General features: G+C 45.7%; 15 protein-coding genes and 1 pseudogene. 9 read left to right on the forward strand and 7 right to left on the reverse strand.

What is annotated here, in order from left to right:
- Positions 1 to 44: 44 nt before the first annotated feature.
- Entirely contained in the window at positions 45 to 1676 is a 1632-nt protein-coding gene (locus I2H74_RS05320; protein WP_195572220.1) for a recombinase family protein, read from the forward strand.
- Positions 1661 to 1750: pseudogene (locus I2H74_RS05325) on the forward strand (DNA-binding response regulator); the annotation flags it as partial. The gene I2H74_RS05320 and the pseudogene I2H74_RS05325, both read left to right, overlap by 16 nt.
- Before the next feature lie 201 nt (positions 1751 to 1951).
- On the opposite strand, the gene I2H74_RS05330 reads toward I2H74_RS05325, so the two are convergent.
- The gene (locus I2H74_RS05330) at positions 1952 to 3121 is read right to left on the reverse strand and encodes an ROK family transcriptional regulator (RefSeq protein WP_195573367.1); all 1170 of its coding nucleotides are present in this window, start codon (positions 3119 to 3121) and stop codon (positions 1952 to 1954) included.
- Positions 3122 to 3424: 303 nt separating this feature from the next.
- Between I2H74_RS05330 and xylA the strand changes: the two genes are divergently transcribed.
- The 6 genes from xylA to I2H74_RS05360 all read left to right on the forward strand — a co-directional run bounded on the left by xylA (position 3425) and on the right by I2H74_RS05360 (position 8358).
- The gene (xylA, locus tag I2H74_RS05335; protein ID WP_195572222.1) at positions 3425 to 4738 is read left to right on the forward strand and encodes a xylose isomerase; all 1314 of its coding nucleotides are present in this window, start codon (positions 3425 to 3427) and stop codon (positions 4736 to 4738) included.
- A gap of 97 nt (positions 4739 to 4835) precedes the next feature.
- Complete coding sequence (gene xylB / locus I2H74_RS05340; RefSeq protein ID WP_324254012.1) at positions 4836 to 6347, forward strand: xylulokinase; 1512 nt, start codon at positions 4836 to 4838, stop codon at positions 6345 to 6347.
- Between the two features lie 169 nt (positions 6348 to 6516).
- Positions 6517 to 6963, forward strand: a complete 447-nt coding sequence (locus I2H74_RS05345; RefSeq protein WP_195572226.1) for a hypothetical protein — start codon at positions 6517 to 6519, stop codon at positions 6961 to 6963.
- A 135-nt stretch (positions 6964 to 7098) separates the two neighbouring features.
- Complete coding sequence (locus I2H74_RS05350; RefSeq protein ID WP_195572228.1) at positions 7099 to 7479, forward strand: spore coat protein; 381 nt, start codon at positions 7099 to 7101, stop codon at positions 7477 to 7479.
- A gap of 33 nt (positions 7480 to 7512) precedes the next feature.
- Entirely contained in the window at positions 7513 to 8070 is a 558-nt protein-coding gene (locus tag I2H74_RS05355) for a spore coat protein (RefSeq protein WP_195572230.1), read from the forward strand.
- A 42-nt stretch (positions 8071 to 8112) separates the two neighbouring features.
- Positions 8113 to 8358 (forward strand): hypothetical protein, encoded by a 246-nt coding sequence (locus I2H74_RS05360; RefSeq protein WP_195572232.1) that lies wholly within the window; start codon positions 8113 to 8115, stop codon positions 8356 to 8358.
- Positions 8359 to 8820: 462 nt separating this feature from the next.
- Here I2H74_RS05360 and I2H74_RS05365 read toward each other — a convergent pair whose 3' ends face one another.
- The 5 genes from I2H74_RS05365 to I2H74_RS05385 all read right to left on the reverse strand — a co-directional run bounded on the left by I2H74_RS05365 (position 8821) and on the right by I2H74_RS05385 (position 14069).
- Entirely contained in the window at positions 8821 to 9075 is a 255-nt protein-coding gene (locus tag I2H74_RS05365; RefSeq protein ID WP_195572234.1) for a hypothetical protein, read from the reverse strand.
- Between the two features lie 450 nt (positions 9076 to 9525).
- Positions 9526 to 9975 (reverse strand): hypothetical protein, encoded by a 450-nt coding sequence (locus I2H74_RS05370; protein WP_195572236.1) that lies wholly within the window; start codon positions 9973 to 9975, stop codon positions 9526 to 9528.
- 570 nt (positions 9976 to 10545) lie between these two features.
- Positions 10546 to 11403 carry a TetR/AcrR family transcriptional regulator gene (locus I2H74_RS05375; RefSeq protein WP_195572239.1) on the reverse strand — a complete coding sequence of 286 codons (858 nt, stop codon included), beginning with the start codon at positions 11401 to 11403 and terminating at the stop codon, positions 10546 to 10548.
- Positions 11404 to 11910: 507 nt separating this feature from the next.
- Complete coding sequence (locus tag I2H74_RS05380; RefSeq protein WP_229106466.1) at positions 11911 to 12720, reverse strand: ComEC/Rec2 family competence protein; 810 nt, start codon at positions 12718 to 12720, stop codon at positions 11911 to 11913.
- Between the two features lie 356 nt (positions 12721 to 13076).
- On the reverse strand, positions 13077 to 14069 hold the full coding sequence (locus tag I2H74_RS05385; RefSeq protein WP_195572243.1) for a LacI family DNA-binding transcriptional regulator: 993 nt from the start codon (positions 14067 to 14069) through the stop codon (positions 13077 to 13079).
- A 294-nt stretch (positions 14070 to 14363) separates the two neighbouring features.
- On the opposite strand from I2H74_RS05385, the gene I2H74_RS05390 reads away from it, so the two are divergent.
- Entirely contained in the window at positions 14364 to 16982 is a 2619-nt protein-coding gene (locus tag I2H74_RS05390; protein WP_195572245.1) for a GH116 family glycosyl-hydrolase, read from the forward strand.
- Positions 16983 to 17100: 118 nt separating this feature from the next.
- Here I2H74_RS05390 and I2H74_RS05395 read toward each other — a convergent pair whose 3' ends face one another.
- Positions 17101 to 18444: an ABC transporter substrate-binding protein gene (locus I2H74_RS05395; protein WP_195572255.1), complete on the reverse strand. Its 1344-nt coding sequence runs from the start codon at positions 18442 to 18444 to the stop codon at positions 17101 to 17103.
- Position 18445 lies beyond the last annotated feature (1 nt).

The following is an 18445-nucleotide window of genomic DNA, read 5'->3' on the forward strand; positions in this document are numbered from 1 at the left end:
ATTTCATTCATCATGAATTGCATCATAAAGGAGGTTCGCTGGAGATGAGCAAGCATGAGCAGCTTCATCAAGTGCAGGCTGCGGTGTATGTCAGAGTCAGCACGACGAAGGAAAGCCAGCGCGACAGTCCTGAGCATCAGCTTGGCATCTGTCGGGAGAAAACAAGACTGTTGGACTTTGACCAACCCGATGAACTCGTATATGAGGATCGGGATACCGGAACGAGCATTATCGATCGGCCTGCGATACGGCAGTTGATGGATGACGCGAAGCAGGGAGTGTTTCAAGCCGTTCTCTTCGCCTCGTTGTCTCGCTTCTCAAGGGATATGATGGACTCCTTGATGCTTAAGCGGTTGCTGGTTGATTCCCTTGGCATTCGCTTGATCTCTATCGACGAGAACTTTGATTCCTTCATTGATAATGATGAATTCAAGTTTCAGATCTTTGCGGCGGTGAATCAGAAGCAAAGCGAGCTTATTAGTCTAAGCTCTAGAAGAGGGCTTCGCCAATCCGGCTTGAAGGGCAACTTCACTGGAAGCCTTGCGCCGTACGGCTACCGGAAGGTAACCGTGAATGGCCGAAAGACATTGACTCCAGATCCTGAAAAAAAAGAGGTCGTCAGAGAAATATTCCGGCTGTATACCGAGCATCAATTCGGCGAAAAGGCGATCGTTCAGTATTTGAATGAGCGAGCCATTCCATCACCCAAGCGAGGCCTGTGGGGGATTACCACGGTTCAGCGTATGTTGCAAAACGCTGTATATACGGGCGTAACTTTTTTTAGCAAATACGAGATTATCAAGGTCCATCAATTAAACAATCTGCATCATCGAAAAAAGCGGCTTGTGGAGCGGGATCGAGCTCTATGGGAGCAGTCTATGATGGGCGCAACGCACGAGCCCATCATTGAGGAGGAAGTGTTTGAAAGGGCACAGCAAATCAGATATCAGCGCAGCGGAGGCAGACGAGGCGGTGTACGCCGCAAGGTGAATGTGTTTGCAGGGTACATGACCTGCAAGGAGTGCGGCTCTGCGATGGTAAACATGAAGTCCAATCATAAGAGCGGCGGGAGCTACCGTTATCTCGTATGCTCGAAGCGAAGACGGCAGGGGGAAGCAGGCTGCTCTAACGGCTACTACCTCTCGTACGATGCCTTCTATCAGGCGATCAGGGAAAGGTTATCCTCCATGATGCGGCAATTGGCGTCTGTTGAAGAGCTATTGGAGTACTATCGTCAGAAAGAAGGGGAGTATAATCCAAGCGCCCTATGGGGCAGCCGCTTGAAGGAAGAACACGCACTCCAGGCGAAGATCGACCGCTATCGTGAAGCGCTCTACCTGCTTCGAAAGTCCAAACTGGAGGGCAATATGGATGCCAAGCAGTACGCGTATGAGAAGCAAAGGTTTGAAGAGGAGCTTCGCCTCTGTGAGCTTCAATGGGAACAAGGTCAGCAACCTGCAGCTGACCATGAAGAGCAGGGCAGCCTTGAAGCGGATATCCATCGGAAGCTTGAAGGGTTGCTGCGCTTTGATCTACAGCAGTGGGCTTCAACGGAAGAAGCTGAACGGCTTATCCGACATTGGATTGAGCGGATAACCGTGGATCGTTGCGGGCATGTCGAGGTGTATGCGACTTATCAACGACCATGTGCGCTTCAGAACACATCACGAATGTGATGCAGAAATTAAACGTGAAGGGTCGGTCGCAAGCGGTAGTCGAGCTGATCAAGCTTGGGGAGTTAAAGATCTGACAATACCTATCGCCCTGAATGCAACCTTCTAATTCCTTCACCGCACGGATGGCGGTGCGGGAAGGTGGGTCACGATACGCAAGCTGGTTACGCTTGCGTCGAATAGATGACAGCGTCAAGCCTGCTTTCTCAACCTGCTTGGATGCAGTGAGGAAGAAGGCAAGGCGCTTTATTTTTGGCGAAAGCGAACCACTCGCGTTGCTACATTGTCACCTTTGCTCGCCCGACAAATGATCGGATGGCTTGATTGGCTGCTCCAAGCAGGGTGGAGCGCTGCTTTAATGGCGCATACACGATGTGCAATCCTTGCTGATGAGACCGGAGAGCCCGCTGCTTGACGCTTCGCTCTACGGCAGCACCAATCCATCGTTCAAAATGGGCGAATTGATTGCCGATGATGACAAGCTCAGGATTGAACCCATTTACTAGATTGGCTATTCCAATGCCTAAGTATTCTCCAAGCTGTTGGAGGGTATGAAGAGCATCGGCGTCATCTTGTTCCGCACGCTGTATCGCTTCATGGAGACTGTGAAAGGGAAGGCTCTTCTGCTGATCGAGAATGGCCTTCTCTGAAGCGTACAGTTCCAAGCAACCGCGATTGCCGCAGCTGCACTTTCGACCGTGCACATCAATGGTCATATGCCCCATTTCTCCGGAATACCCGGCTGCCCCGCGATAAATCTCTCCATGAATCATCATGCCCGCACCGATTCCGGCACCTGCACTTACATAGATAAGATGCTGTACATTTTTGCCTGCCCCATATTCATACTCGCCTAAGGCTCCTGCATTCGCTTCGTTGTCTACAAGAATGGGGATGGTTGGGAAACGATTCTGCAGCCACTGCTGAAGGGGAATCTGCTCCCATCCAAGGTTAGGCGCGAACAACACGCATCCCTGCTCATCAACCATGCCGGGAGCTCCAATCCCGATGCCGATCACTCCATATGGAGAAGGCGGCGCTTGATCGGTCAGATCTTGAATGGCAAGCGCTAGCTGATCGGTGACCTGTTCAGGATCAGAACTGGACAAGCGTTGATCCAGCTTCTCTAGAACAATCTGCCCAGATAAATCACAAAGGGCAATGGAGAAAGTGCGTACGTCAAGATGAATGCCAATCGAGTATCCAGCATTGCGATTAAACAGCAGAAGCAAAGGCTTGCGTCCGCCGCTTGATTGCCCTGGGCCGATCTCCGTCACGAGCTGCTGCTCGAGAAGATCGCTTACAAGATTCGATACGGTTGCTTTATTAAGTCCTGTAAGCTCAGCGACTTGGGCGCGTGAGATGGGGGCATGTACACGAATGGTTTCAAGTGCGAGCGAAGTATTTATTTTTTTGACCAAGGCTTGATCGCCAGTAATGTTCACCATCATCTTCCTATCTTATCTTTGTTTAGGCTCTAAATGAAGAATGCTATATCTAGTGTAGTAAGAAAGAACGATTCATGCAAGAAATAGCGCTGGATATAAAGATAATCATGTCAGGGATGTCTGTGAAAATGCTAGAAGGAAGCGCCTTAAGAAGGATTGGGAATTGGACGGATAATAAAAGATCATGGATATTGCGGATACTAGTACATGAAAACGAAGTAAAATACTTAGTTTAATGGATAGACAAAGTTGACGGAACTGTGCTAGGATGATCGTAAAATGAAAGCAGGGAGGAACTAGAGCATGGATTACTTTGATAGCGTTACCAATATTGCATTTGAGGGTGCACAATCCACGAATCCTTTTGCTTTTAAACAATACAATCCAAACGAAGTGATTCTAGGGAAAACGATGGAGGAGCACCTCCGGTTTGCCATGGCATATTGGCATACGCTGACTTATGGGGGCAACGATCCGTTTGGTGATGCGGTAATGGAGCGCTCCTTCCAGCGATTCGATGGCATGGACCTGGCAAAGGCGCGAGTGGAAGCGGCATTTGAGTTTATGGCGAAGATGCAATTGCCTTATTTCTGTTTCCATGATCGTGATATTGCACCTGAAGGAGCAACGCTTCGCGAGACGAATCAAAATATCGATGTCATTGTCGGAATGATGAAGGAATATATGACATCCACAGGGCGCAAGCTGCTGTGGAATACGCAGAATATGTTCTCCCATCCAAGATATGTGCACGGTGCAGCAACGACATGCAATGCCGATGTATTCGCCTATGCAGCGGCACAGGTCAAGAAGGGGCTGGAAGTCGGGAAGGAGCTTGGAGCGGAAAACTATGTATTCTGGGGCGGCCGCGAGGGTTATGAGACGCTGCTGAATACCGACATGGAGCTTGAACTCGACAATATGGCTCGCTTGTTCCATATGGCGGTCGATTATGCGAAGGAGATCGGATTCAATGCTCAGTTCCTAATCGAGCCTAAGCCGAAGGAGCCTATGAAGCATCAGTATGATTTTGATGCAGCGTCAACGCTTGCCTTTTTGCAGAAATACGACTTGAAGGAGCACTTTAAGCTGAATCTGGAGGCGAACCACGCGACTCTTGCGCAGCATACATTCGAGCATGAGCTGCATTATGCCCGCATCAATGGTGTGCTAGGCTCGCTGGATGCGAATCAGGGAGATCTGCTTCTTGGCTGGGACACGGATGAATTCCCGACCGATCTGTACAGCACGACGCTAACGATGCTTGAAGTGCTGAAGAATGATGGACTGCACAAAGGCGGCATTAATTTCGATGCCAAGGTGCGCCGAGCTTCATTTGAAGCAGAGGATCTGTTCCTTGCTCATATTGCAGGCATGGACGCTTATGCCAAAGGCTTGAAAGTGGCAGCGAAGCTGCTGGAAGACCGTGTATTCGAGCAAGCAATCGAAGATCGCTATGCGAGCTTCAACGAGGGCATTGGCAAGGATATCGTTACGGGCAAGGCGACTTTACAATCGCTTGAGGCGTATGCGCTGGATCATGAGACCCGCCGTAATGTGTCAGGCAGACAGGAGCACCTGCGGTCCATCTTGAATCAATACATTTGGCAAGCGTAAGCACTTTTATAATTCACAAATAAAATAGGCCATGATCGGTTCAAATCATCCGTACCGCTTTAAAAGGTATATAACGAAACGTAAAGGAGGGGTGAGGGTGTCTTATGTGATCGGGATCGATCTTGGAACAAGTGCAGTTAAGGCGATCATGGTTAGTCGAAGCGGAATGGTGATAGCGGAGGCGAGCCGCGTGTATCCGCTCTATCAGGAACAGCCAGGATATCGCGAGCAGCAGCCGGAGGACTGGTATCAGGGCACGGTGGATGCTGTGTCCGAACTGGTGATGAAGACAGGCGTGCAGGTGGATGAGGTAGAAGGGCTCAGCTTCTCCGGTCAAATGCATGGTCTCGTCTTGCTGGATGAAGAGCATCAGGTGGTGCGGCCAGCCATCCTATGGAATGATACCCGAACGACAGCGGAGTGCAGGGAGATCGAGGAGGGCCTTCAAGATCGACTGCTCGACATCGCGAAAAATCGAGCGCTGGAGGGCTTTATGCTTCCTAAGCTGCTGTGGGTGAAAAAGCATGAGCCAGACCGATTCGCTGCAGCAAAGGTGTTCTTGCTGCCGAAGGACTATGTTCGCTATCGCTTGACAGGGAAGCTTGGCATTGACCTGTCGGACGCGGCTGGAACGCTGCTCCTCGATATCATTCATCGGGAGTGGAGCAGAGAGATTGCAGATAAGATGGGCATTCCACTTGAGCTATGCCCGCCTATTCTGGAGTCAAGTGCAGAAGCCGGACTTCTGCTTCCAGAGGCAGCCGAACAGATGGGGCTCCACGACCAGGTTCGGGTATTCGCAGGAGGAGCCGATAATGCCTGCGGAGCGATTGGAGCAGGAATCATCAAGCCAGGAACCGCGATGTGCAGTATTGGAACTTCAGGGGTCATGCTTGCTTATGAGGAGCGAGTTGAAGCTGATTATCGCGGCCGCATCCATTATTTTAATCATAGTGTGCCTGAGGCTTACTATGTGATGGGCGTGACGCTTGCTGCTGGACACAGCATGCAGTGGTTCAGAGATGCATTTGCAAGCGAGCTGAGCTTTGATGAATTGCTTGCCGGCATTGAGCGGGTGCCTCCTGGAGCCAATGGCCTGTTATTCACCCCTTACTTGGCGGGAGAACGGACGCCACATGCAGATGCTAATATTCGAGGAAGCTTTATTGGATTAGATAGCAAGCATACGCGAATCCAGGCTGCGCGGGCTGTAATGGAGGGAATTACATTTTCGCTGCGAGAATCCCTGGATATGCTTCGTGACAGCAGGAAGGTGATTCAGGAGATTGTCTCCATTGGCGGCGGTGCCAAAAATGAAGCATGGCTGCAAATGCAGGCGGATATATTCGGCGTCGATATTGTGCGATTGGAAAGAGAGCAGGGGCCCGCAATGGGAGCAGCCATCCTAGCGGCTTATGGCTGCGGATGGTTCAGTACCATCGAGGAGGCGGTCAGCTGCTTCGTGAAGGCTGTGGATCGATGGCATCCAGATGCTGAGCGACATGCTGTATATAATGGGCTATATGAGATCTATATAGATATCTACCAAGCTACAAAAGAACTGAACGAACGTTTAGCTCCTTATCGTAATCTAAAGGATTATGAGTAGGAGAGCAGAACTGTCATCTCGCTGCAACGCATGTTGCGGCGGGATTTTTTTATTCCATAGGATTGCCTAGGGCTTCTATGCGTCCATCCATACCACTTGTGGCGAGCGATCATAGAATAATAGGGGCAGGTTGGGAAAAAGGTTTGCAATCAAGAGGAGGTTACCTAGAATGGCTCAGGAAGAAAATAATGAGAATAAGGATGAAGGCTTCTTATTGCCTACTAGCGTGGTAGAGCTACTTATTTCCGACTCTTTTCAGCGAAATGGCGTAACCGTGGAGTCGACACAGCCCATTTCGGATGAGCATAAAGATCAAATGCGTCGGATGATTGACGATTTATCCAGACAAGTAACGCAGTATATGGACGTTCAGAAAAAAAATGAAGAAGAGCGCAAGCGCCTTGTGAAACAAGAGGATTATGAAGCCTTTATGCGGGAGCAGCAGCGGAAGAAAGAGCAAAGCAGAAGGGAACGGTCGGCTCCGGTCCGCCGCGAGGAATCGAGATCTCCAAGCCGATCAGCTGTTAGATCGAAGGAAGAAGGGCTTAAAAAGAAGCGGGACGAAAAAAGAGTCAAATCGTCTGATGAGAAGAAAAAACGTAGAAAAAAAGACTAGTAAGAGATGTAAAGCACCTATAGGTGCTTTTTTTATGTCTAATGAATCTATCAGATTGGGTGTTTGAGATGAGAGATTACCCATGCACGTTTCACTGCTAGTGAATAAGAATAGAGTACAAGGAGGTGGTATTCAATGAATCAAGCAGATCTTCAGCAACGCGCAGATGAGGTCATTGATAATTTCCAAGGATCTGATGAGATCATTGTTATTAAAGATTCATGCGGTGTCACAGTAGAGTCTACGGATACTAAGATTGCAGCAACGCTCCAGATTGCCCTTCAAGCCGCTATCGCCATTGTGGTGAGCATCTCTATTGCAGATAGTGATCGAGCTAAGAGTGTCACACAGGAATTACTTCAAAAGGTGCAGGTACAGCAGCAAACGTTCCAGCGCACCGTAATCGAAAGCTCCGCTAACGTTCGTGTAGCGACAACGAGCACGGATGTATCGTTGAACATTCAGGCGCTTCTCCAAATTTTGCTTGCTCTTGTCATTAAACTGGATGTGTTCTAATCCTACACTTTAGAAGATTAGGGGGATCAAATCATGGGATACGATGTGAAGCATGATAAAAAGAAGCATAAGAAGCACGATTCTAAGCACGACAAGTGCCATAAGAGATATGACGATTGTGATGACGACGATGATGACTACGATGACGATGATTGCGATAAGAAGAAGAGGAAGGACCATAGATGGTCTCCATTCAGCAACTGCAAACACCCGCTAGATTCAACGATTGAGCAGGAAGCTGATCAAGAGATTAAAAATGTTCAAACCTCCTATGAGGAAATTGTTATTCGTGATTCCTGCGATGTGGACGTAACGACAACGGATACGAAGATCGCTGCATCGATTCAGGCGTCTCTTCAGGCTGCGCTTGTCGCTGTAATCAGCATTTCGATCGGCAGCTCAACTCGTGCCGAAGCGATCGTTCAGGATCTGATGCAAAAAATCAACGTTACGCAAAGCAACCGTCAACGCGTATACGTTCAAAACTCGAAGGGTGTAGTCGTTTCTACAACGGACTCCTTCATATCGGTTAATATTCAAGTACTGCTGCAAATCTTGCTCGCCTTGGTCGTTCAATTAGATGTGCTGTAATCGATAAACGCCCACATTCGACCTAGGGAGGAGGGATTCTTTGTGGCGGACATCAAAAATATAGATGACGTTCTTGAACAGTTAAAAGCATACAATGAGCGGAAAATGCAGGCATTGTTTGCGGCAGCGCGTGAGAAGCGGCTTAAGCAGAAACTTGAGCGCGCGAATCATTCGGTTAATGATGCTGTGAAAAAGGTCGAGGAAGTGATTGAAGAATCCGTCGAGCCTAAAGCTAACGAGACGCTTGATCGCTGGAAGTCATTGCTTGACCAACTAGGTAAAAAGTAAGGCATGTACCGATGTGGCATCCTTCTAGACAAGTTGGATCTCTATACGCCATATGAACGGACTGCTTGCTAATAATAAAAAAACGTAAGGCTTGTATCTGGTAGGGGTACAAGCCTTTGTTTTGTTGGACATGTAATGTTGATGTGAAAAAGCTTAATGGAGCACTGTAGAGGAGGAAAATCTAAGTAAAATCAAATAAAAAAGACGAGATGAAATGAGCTCATCCATGTGTCTTTTTGTCTTCTGTATAATCACATATTGTAAACAGGTTATTTAGTTTTTCTGCAGCCATCTGATCTGCAGTTTGGAGGGCATGCTCATGTATGTTCATTGTGGTGGTAATGTTAGTGTGCCTCAAACGTTCAGAGATGATCTTAGCGTGATTGCGTTGCTATCGAATGTTAATGCCTTCTTCGAGTAACAAACTTCTCCTCTGAAATAAGCCTCAATCTATCTAAGGTTTCAATTTAACTTGATACGTTCAACAGAGGTTGGACGCTTAATATCGATGGATGGGTAAATCTCTTCAACTATAAAGTACGTCTCCTCGATGATACTCTCATCAAACTTTACAATTACAGCGTCTATGTAACGTTCTATTGTGCCTTCAAGTAATTGGCTTACTTCAATTTTTACGTTTCGCACTTTGTAAACTTTAGGCCATTCATCATTTTCGAGCTGGTAAAAAGCCACTGGCTCGCCATTAGCTCTTTTCATAACATCAATTCGTTCCGCATCACTTAAATGTATTTAGTATTATGTCGTCGAAATCAAATGAGCAAAGAACGAACATTAACTGAATCAGCTCAAATCAATAAAGTAATAATGGTTTTGATTGTTTTCATAATCTTGAATTTACCACCATTATGGTACTTGCCTCAATTTCGTATAACGTTCAATGTATTCACGAGTCCGAGAGGCTTAAAGGAGCGTCAGCGACTGGGTCGAAGACTTAGCCTCGCAGGATTATCAGTTCTTTGATACATCATTTCAGATAGGGTAATATATATTTAAGAAAGACCAAGTGGGGAAACACATGGTCCATACAATTGGCTTGGATGGGTTTTCCCTTCTAAGTCAATTCGGGATATAAACCCACCTTGGGCGGTCAACCTTGGGGTGGGTTTTTACTTTCTCTTGTTGTTATAAAAATCATAGAGTTTAGTTCTATGATGAATAATATGATACTTCTCCCCATTTAATATTAACTTTTTCGTCACCTGTGTTAACGAACTTTATTTTGACATTTTTAATGTGTACTCCATAACTTGAAACCCATCCGGTTTTATTAACATAAGTGTCTTTTCCAAGGTACTCTCCTGCACTCGAGTAATATTCTATGTCGAATGATGCAGTGCCGATGATCTCAACATCTACACCCGAAACACTGTAAAAGGTATTACCGCTGTTTACCCAAACATAATTGCTAAAAGACGTGCTTCCGAAAGAGTATGTTTTCAAATCACTTAATAGATTGTTAACTGTACCTGAAGTGGTAACTACATCAGTGTTTGTAGGCAATGTTGAAGGAATTACTTCTTGTGCTTGTACTTGAGTGCTGGATAATAATGTGAAGGCTGCAGCAAAAGCAACTGCAATTTTAGAGAGATTATTCATGCTTATGTATCCTCCTTTTAAATGTCAATAGTAATAAAACTAATAGATACGTAGTTTAGGAACTATTCAATAGTGGCCACTATCAAAATACATTCTTGTTTAAATATTACATTATATTACTTTATTTTACAAGTTATATATTGGGGTGGATATACTAGATTTTTATTCTAAAGATTTAGGAGATACTAACAGATCATTTTTTACGTGAGCCAAATATATACATTATGTTGCGGGATTTTTTTTATTTTTTTCGAAGTGTGACGATGATAGGAGGAGGATGGAGAGTGTCTAATTTATCTGACATAATTGGACTGGATGCTAAAATTCCCGGCTAGCCTTTTGCCCGCCGGGAATTTTAAAATAATCCTCAATCGTAATTATGCTGTGGTAATATTTTTATTTAAATCTTGTACAAGCGCTGTTGTCTTATTGTAAACATACCCTAGTTATTAAAATCTGAATTCTCGTTTTTGGAGAACGCCAGTTCCTTAAGCTTTTTATTAATTTTTTCATATTCTTCTCTATATTTTCTCTGTTCTTCAGCCAGTTTATCTGACTTACCCTCTTTAGTTAGCTTGGCAATTTTCTCTTCGTACTTTCATCCAGCTCGGTTCTCTTTTTAAGCAGCTTCTGCTGTTTGTGCTCCTTCTCAGCAGCAGATGTGGATTGCTCTGTTTGTAAATGATTTCCTCTTTGCGCTAATCTGCCGATTGCAATGTTTAGACCTGCTTCAACCTTCTTTTGTATATCTGCAGATTTCTCATCAATTAGTGCCGATGTTTCGTTTAAAACCCCACCGGCAAATCCCTTTGCATCTGAATGGATTTTCTCTTTAAAAGTACTCATTTCTGACGCTACCTCCATCTCGTTTTTGATATTTTCAATACTATTGTTAATAAAAAATCTTGTTACAAAAGCCATGTCTTCTACTGGTTCTTTCATTCCGCCCTCAATCCATTTTTGCAAAATGCCCACAAACCCTGTGATAATATACTGCGATAGATAGTGTGTTAGAAATTCGTTTTCGCAGTTTATCAACGCCTCCCATTCATGTTTAAACTTATTTTGTATCATCTTACTGATGCGCTGCCCGGTCGTGATACCACCGTTTTTATTGATCAACACCAGGCAGATTTTAGCATTTTGCTGGAAATAGAAGAAAAGTTCTGTAAACAATCGCAATGGGTCTGCCTTAATCGCTTCATAGGTATATCCTTTTAGCAAGTTTGAAATTTCTATAAATATTGCATCTTCTGCTTGGTCCAGCAGGTCATATACGTCGGTATAATGCTGGTAAAAGGTGCTTCTGCTGATCTCTGCTAAATCAATGATTTCCTGCGCTGTAATATGACTAACTGCTTTTTCTTCCAGCAATTGCAAAAACACATCGATTATATTTTTGCGCGTCTTAACAATTCGTTTATCCATATCTCCTCCAATGAATTTATCGTACAAATGTACGATAACATACACTTGTATGATTATCAATATTGTAGATCATTGTAATTTTTCCATATTCCACAATTTAACCGCTAAATATTTTTCCCCAAGCGCTTTTTCGTACGTAAAATAGACTACTTATGAATGACCTTCATCTTTTTCTCAAAAACCGGTTGTCGTTGTTATAATGCCCCAAATGTTCAGGAATGATCTCAGTACGTGGATGAGCTATTGAAACTCATGCGAGAATGTGGCTCACCTGGAGAAGAATTTATATTTTTTTTTGTTGGACGAACGAAGAGCATTTTTCTAAAAAGGAGAAATCATGCAAATCATTGATCTGAACTCCTATGCTGCCATTGATGATTTCGAAGCAAAGGATAAGAAATTTATCCGATTTAAGCGTAGGATTAGGAGTGAGATATTTAAGTTAAATAAGTTAATAAAAAGCCGGAGAGTGTGAACTCCACGGCTTTTTTACAATCATCTTACCGATCACTTTTCTGTTCGAAATGAGATGGATGCACCATCGCTGGTTGCAATAATAGTTCCCTGCTTATCGGTTCGATACACGGCTGCATTGGCCTTTTTAAGACGATTAAGGATGGTCTGCTTGGGATGGCCATACTTATTGTCCTTGCCTGCACTAATGACAGCGTATCTCGGCTTAACAGCGTTTAGAAATTCCATCGAAGTTGAGGTGTCCGACCCATGGTGGCCAACCTTAAGGACATCCGCCTTTAAGAAGCTGCCGCTGCTTAGCATGTCGGCTTCGCTTTTGCTTTCTGCATCTCCCGTGAATAGGAAAGTTGTATCCTTGTATGTAACACGCAATACAGCGCTCCACGCATTTAGATCTTTGCCGTATTCGCCAACGGGTGCGATAAACGAGGCTTTCAATCCATCGGATGGGAGTTCAAGCCCTCCCTTCGCAGATTTGATTTTCAAGTTTCGATTTTTAACGGCTAGCAGAAAGTCCTTGTAGGTTTGGGTGGTATGTGAAACCTTCGGTGCGTATACCGACTTTACAGGTATCGCATTTATTACCGTATCGAGACCTCCGATATGATCCGCGTCAGGATGAGTAGCGATAACAGCATCGAGCTCCTGCACGCCCGTCTTTTTGAGATAATCCACGACCGTGTCGCCCTTGTGATTGTCGCCTCCATCAATGAGGATGTACCTGCTGTCTGGTGTCTTAATCAAGGTCGAATCCCCTTGACCGACATCGATGTAGTGGACTTCAAGCTTCTCGGAGCCGACGGACTGAGCATCCATCTTCTCTGGTGTTGTCGAGGCATTCATAGGGGATACCTCTTCGAGCGAGCAGCCGAGCATAGTTACTACGGTTAGTAGCAGTGCCAGTGATGTTAGTAAAAATCTTTTCATAGTAACCTCCTTACTACGTGCATTGTAACATAGAAAGAGATGGGAGGGGCTGCTTGCTAACAGATCGGGTCCATAGACCTCCTATTAATCAATGCTTGCTTCTTTTACTTTGAAGCCATCGCGAGAATCGACGACAGTTGTAATTTGAAGCCCGTACTTGTAATCTCAATGTTCATCTTCTTCTCCCTTTGAAAATGCTCCACGACCGCAGCCTTTGCTTTCAGTTACAAGGCAGCATCACGATTACAGTGGATACAACCATTGTGGAGCAGTTACAGTGATGCTCGTTCAATAATGCGATGCGGAATTACGATATCTGCATTGACCTGCACGCCTTGGATTTGCTGAATTAACGTCTCAGCGAGGGAACGACCGATTTCCTCGATCGTATAGTCCACTGTCGTTAGCGCCGGCTCTACATATTCCAACATCCCAATATTATCGAATCCCATAATGCCAATCTGATCAGGAACGGATATGTATGGCTGCTTTAATATCTTTAAGATCTCCAATGCGAAAATATCGCTGGTACAGAGAATCGCGGTCTTTTTTGACAACGATGGAAGGAGTTCTATTAGATCTTTGATATAGTGCTTCTCCCGTAACACCGTGCATGACATCGACGGCAGCTGCTGAAGAGCGGCCTGCAGTCCGACATAGCGCTGCTTGGGTACATCAATATTCTCTGTTCCCTCATATTGAAGCGGTGGACTTACGTAGAGGATATGCTGATAGCCTTTGGCGGCCATATACTGCACAGCCTCTTGCACGGCTCGTTGATCATTGATCCATACATGTGGGATGTGCCTGGATACGCGATTCCCATATGTAACGATAGGGGTGCGTGTCTGGTGAAGAAAGGACACGAATGCTTCCCCCTCATTGATGGGGTTCAGGGCAAGGCCGTCGACACGCCGATCCATCAGATGATGGATATGCAGCTGTTCAACGTGCTTGTCTTTGTGGGTTAGCGCAAGATATACGAAATAACCATGCTGTCTTGCGACATCCTCGAAGGCATGGTACAGCTGAGCGAAGATGGGGTTATGCATATCAAAGGTCAGCATGCCAAGCGTTTTTGTTTCTCCTTTAACAAGACTCTGCCCCAAATAATCAGGGCGATAGCCCAATTCCTCGGCTGCCTTTAGGATGCGTGCTCTCGTCTCTGCCTTAATGCCGGGGCGATTGTTCAGTGCGCGATCAACCGTTCCTCGCGTGACCCCGCATTGCTCGGCAATTTGCTTGCTTGTGATTTTGTTCAACATAACCACCGCTCTCTCGTTCTATTGGCAATATCGTATATCAATCTGGATGAAGGGTCAATTTGTGCACGTGAACGCCAAGAGAAAATTGAAGTGAACGTGTTGGTTTACAGGGCATGAAAGTATTGATACAATAACTCCGTGCACGTGAACGATAAATATAATCATCTATGCGTTAAATCGATCGCGCTGTTTTCTACGCATCTTACTTCCCTAACGAGTTTGAATTACGACTATTCAAGTGACGAAAAAAGAAAGCGCATTCTCCAATTCATTCATCTAAAGGAGCTGTGAGTCATGAGCAGATTCACCTATAAAGGGGAACGAGCAAAGGAGATCTCATTTCCTCTTGGCGGCATAGGATCAGGCAGTATCGGATTGTCAGGCTGTGGCCGCTTGATTGATTGGGAGATTTATAATCGGCCTAACAAGCAGAGCGATAATTATTTCAGCCACTTTGCGGTCAAAGCGGAGGCAGATGGCGAGCTTGTAGATGCTCGTGTGCTGCATGGCGATCTCCCTCCAAGCTACATGGGGAATATTCGATATCGGCATCATAGTGGGTATGGATTCGGTCCTAATCGCTCTACGCTTGCTGGGGTTCCTCATTTTGAAGACCTGACTTTTACAGGAGAGTTTCCGATCGCGAAGCTTGTGTTCAACGACCGGCAGTTTCCTGGAAAGGTACAAATGACAGCGTTTAATCCATTTATTCCATTAAACGATCAGGATTCCAGCATACCGGGTGCTTATTTTGATATCGAACTAACGAATACTTCAGATCGTGCGCTTGACTATACGGTTGCTTTGACTGTGTCCAATCCGTTCATGGATCAACAGCGATATTGCAAATATACATTTGAGCAAAATATTCATTGGATCAAGCAATCTTCCAGCCTGTACAAGAATGATGATCCGAAATTCGGTGATATTACAATCGCTACGGATGCCGATGAAGCAAGCTATCAGGAGTATTGGTATCGCGGCGGCTGGTTTGACAATGTCGAAATGTTCTGGAATGATTTTGCGACAACGGGGAAGCTCAAGAGCCGACATTATGAGAGTGCCCAGGCAGAAGCAGCCTCTGAGCATACGGATCACAGCACGCTTGCCGCTCATGTGAAGCTGTCGCCTGGTGAGAAGCGTTCCGTTCGCTTTATCATAAGCTGGAGCTTTCCGAACTACACGAATTATTGGAACCCTGAGAAATGTGAGGGGAAAGAGGGAGCATGTGATTCCACCACAATTAACACCTGGAAAAACTATTACGCTGCTTTATTTGCGGATTCTACCGCAAGCGCTGTTTACTCTCTTCAGCACTGGGATCGTTTATATGACGAGACGCTGAAGTTCAAAGAGGCCTTGTTTGCGTCAACCCTGCCTCCAGTTGTTCTTGAGGCTGTATCGGCGAATTTGTCTGTGCTTAAATCTCCGACCTGTGTCCGGCTAGCAGATGGTTCTTTCTATGGATGGGAAGGCTGCTTGGAGGACAGCGGCTCTTGTGAAGGCTCCTGTACGCATGTGTGGAACTACGCTTATGCTTTGCCGTTCTTATTCCCTAAGCTGGAACGATCCATGCGTGATCTGGATTATCGCTATAACCAGCGCGAGGATGGGCGCATGCAGTTTCGATTGACGCTTCCTCTTGGCAGAATGGCTTACAATCATCGAGCTTGTGCAGACGGTCAATTCGGCGGAGTGATGAAAACGTATCGCGATTGGAAGATATGCGGGGATACTGAATGGTTGAAGACCCTATGGCCAGAGGTCAAAAAATCAATTGAATATGCTTGGGCAGCAACAAATGAGGATCAATGGGATGTGGATCAGGACGGTGTGCTGGAAGGCCGTCAGCATCATACCTTGGATATGGAGCTGTTTGGACCGAACGCATGGCTGAACGGGTTCTATCTCGGCGCCTTAAAGGCAGGAGCTGAAATGGCGCTAGCACTTGGCGAACCTGCTACGGCGCAAGAATACCTTAATCTATTCACTAAAGGAAAGGCTTGGACCAATCAGTACTTATTCAATGGCTCCTACTATCAGCAGATGATTAATGTGAAGGATAAAGCTGTACTGGAAGTATTCGATGATGAGGCGTCAGCCGCATACTGGAATGAAGAAAAGCAAGAAATCAAATATCAGGTGGCGGATGGCTGCGGAATTGATCAAGTCGTGGCCCAGTGGCACGCCAATTTGATGGGTCTAGGTGAAATCTTTGATCCTGTGCAGACGAAGAGCGCTCTTGCGTCGATCTATAAATATAACTTTAAGAAAAGCATAAGAGAAGTGTTCAACCCTTGCCGCATCTACAGTCTGAACGATGAGGCAGGTCTTATGATCTGCACGTGGCCAGAAGGCACAAGGAAGCCAGCCGTTCCGCTTACTTACGCGCAGGAGACGATGACTGGCTTCGAGTATCAGGCGGCCATTCATATGATCCAAGAGGGACTTGTGTCAGAAGGGTTTGAGATCGTTGAGGCGATTCGCGATCGATTCGACGGCTATAAGCGGAACCCTTGGAATGAATTCGAGTGCGGGAGCCATTATGCCCGCTCCTTGGCCAGCTATGCGCTGCTGCCTGCTATTAGCGGCTTTGAATACAATATGGTAGAGGGCATGATCGGATTTGATCCGGTAGGTTCGGCGGATGAATTTCAGACCTTTTGGTCGCTGGATGCAGGGTGGGGGACATTCACAAGAACGGCGGATCAAGTGATGCTCCATGTGCTGTACGGCACGCTCTCGCTTCATGCTTGGAGACTGCCGTTTTTAAGTGAGCGATCGATCACATCGGTCAAATCAGAGCAGCAGCAGCTTCATTATGCGTACATGGAAGGCGCTATCCTGTTCGATCAGCCCATCCAAGTAGGTGCGGGAACAAGGCTTATGATTGAAATTGCTGCAGGTGAATAAATGGAAGCAACCTCATTTAAGACATCAAAACAATAAAATCAAAATAAAAGAAGCCTTCAAGCCATAATGTTGCGTGAGCTTGAGGGCCTCTTGTTTTTTACATATTCATCTAAGCCTCTTATTCGTTCAAGTAAGTCGTAACCCGGTTCTGAATGAGATGAACCACTTCCTCGATTGCTTTCTGACCGGCAAAGTAGGCTTGGGTTTCTTCCAGAACAATATTGAGCACCTTATTATCGCTATCTTTATTGGTATTGGCCTTTTCTATCAGTGGACGCAACTGCTCCAATTCCTTACTCTTCGAAGTTGATGAATCATCGTTAGCGTCAGAAAGAATCGATCCATTTTTCACTTGATCAATAAGCTCATCGAATTGCTTGTTGTAAATGGCTTTGCGAATCGGCAGCCCTCGCAAATCGGGTGATTGCTGCATCTCGTCAGATAGCAGATATTTGAGAAATTCCCATGCCTCTTGCTTAACTGGAGAGTTGTTGTTCAGTCCATATGAAGCAGCACTAAAGGCAATTTGGTTATGCTTTTTATCCATGGACGGTGTCATCAGCGTTTTGTTGTTAGAGAAGTTGGTATAATAGCTCATTTTCATGATCGACATATTATTAAATATCGCATGCTCATAATCGACGGTTTCCTCCGTCAGTGTACCATTTCTATACATGCTTTGAACTTGTTCAATCAGCTGCTTGAAAAGAGGTGAATCGAAATGAGCTTTTTTGCCAGTAGCATCGACGAGTTGAACATAGTTTTCACGCACTTGATCGTACAGATAAAATTCAGGTTTGTTGTTCCCGCCCGCATAGTAATCAGGTCCAAGCTTCTCTTTGACTTGCTGCGTAATTCGGTCGAGGTCTTCCCATGTCCAAGGCTCGCTTACCGTTGCTCCAGCCTGGTTCAAAATCTCTTGGTTGGCTTGCGTTGTGCTTATCGCGACACCGATCGGAAGGGAATATAGGCCATCCCTGATCTCCATGGCATCCCATATATTTTGAAAGAATTGCTCTTTGTCAAAATCAGGATCCTCGCTCATCATATCATAAAAATTGACGAGCAGCTGCTTGGCTGCATATTGTTCAACCGGAAGACTACCCATCGTTAGGATGTCAGGGCCTTTTCCAGACATCATCTCCGTGTTCACGGTACTCACATACTTTTCAAATTCTTCTTGAGTCATTCCAATGCCCATTTGGTTTTCACCAAGCTCCTGGGTTTCGCGATAGGACTTGATGACAATATCCACATCGGGGTGCTTTTCTTCAAAGGCGTGCTCCGCATATTCTAGAAATCGATTCGATTCCGTGACTGAGATGACGACCGTTTTTTTTTCGTCTTCATTTTTTTGGGCTTGATCTTCGGTTCCTGGTGCACCGCATGCTGCAAGGAGCATAGGGATGATGAACAGGATAACCATGCTTTTTTTATAAACGCTTGAATGACTTAATTTCATT

Origin of the sequence: Paenibacillus sp. 1001270B_150601_E10 (assembly GCF_015558675.1) — a bacterium.
Taxonomy (GTDB): domain Bacteria; phylum Bacillota; class Bacilli; order Paenibacillales; family Paenibacillaceae; genus Paenibacillus_B.

What these genes read in the sequence shown, in the direction of transcription:
- I2H74_RS05345 (WP_195572226.1), top strand. Translation starts at nt 6,517, where the DNA reads ATGGCTCAGGAAGAAAATAATGAGAATAAGGATGAAGGCTTCTTATTG.
- I2H74_RS05355 (WP_195572230.1), top strand. Translation starts at nt 7,513, where the DNA reads ATGGGATACGATGTGAAGCATGATAAAAAGAAGCATAAGAAGCACGAT.
- I2H74_RS05365 (WP_195572234.1), bottom strand. Translation starts at nt 9,075, where the DNA reads ATGAAAAGAGCTAATGGCGAGCCAGTGGCTTTTTACCAGCTCGAAAAT.
- I2H74_RS05390 (WP_195572245.1), top strand. Translation starts at nt 14,364, where the DNA reads ATGAGCAGATTCACCTATAAAGGGGAACGAGCAAAGGAGATCTCATTT.
- I2H74_RS05395 (WP_195572255.1), bottom strand. Translation starts at nt 18,444, where the DNA reads ATGAAATTAAGTCATTCAAGCGTTTATAAAAAAAGCATGGTTATCCTG.
- I2H74_RS05330 (WP_195573367.1), bottom strand. Translation starts at nt 3,121, where the DNA reads ATGGTGAACATTACTGGCGATCAAGCCTTGGTCAAAAAAATAAATACT.
- I2H74_RS05350 (WP_195572228.1), top strand. Translation starts at nt 7,099, where the DNA reads ATGAATCAAGCAGATCTTCAGCAACGCGCAGATGAGGTCATTGATAAT.
- I2H74_RS05380 (WP_229106466.1), bottom strand. Translation starts at nt 12,720, where the DNA reads ATGAATGCCTCGACAACACCAGAGAAGATGGATGCTCAGTCCGTCGGC.
- I2H74_RS05375 (WP_195572239.1), bottom strand. Translation starts at nt 11,403, where the DNA reads ATGGATAAACGAATTGTTAAGACGCGCAAAAATATAATCGATGTGTTT.
- I2H74_RS05385 (WP_195572243.1), bottom strand. Translation starts at nt 14,069, where the DNA reads ATGTTGAACAAAATCACAAGCAAGCAAATTGCCGAGCAATGCGGGGTC.
- I2H74_RS05370 (WP_195572236.1), bottom strand. Translation starts at nt 9,975, where the DNA reads ATGAATAATCTCTCTAAAATTGCAGTTGCTTTTGCTGCAGCCTTCACA.
- xylA (WP_195572222.1), top strand. Translation starts at nt 3,425, where the DNA reads ATGGATTACTTTGATAGCGTTACCAATATTGCATTTGAGGGTGCACAA.
- I2H74_RS05320 (WP_195572220.1), top strand. Translation starts at nt 45, where the DNA reads ATGAGCAAGCATGAGCAGCTTCATCAAGTGCAGGCTGCGGTGTATGTC.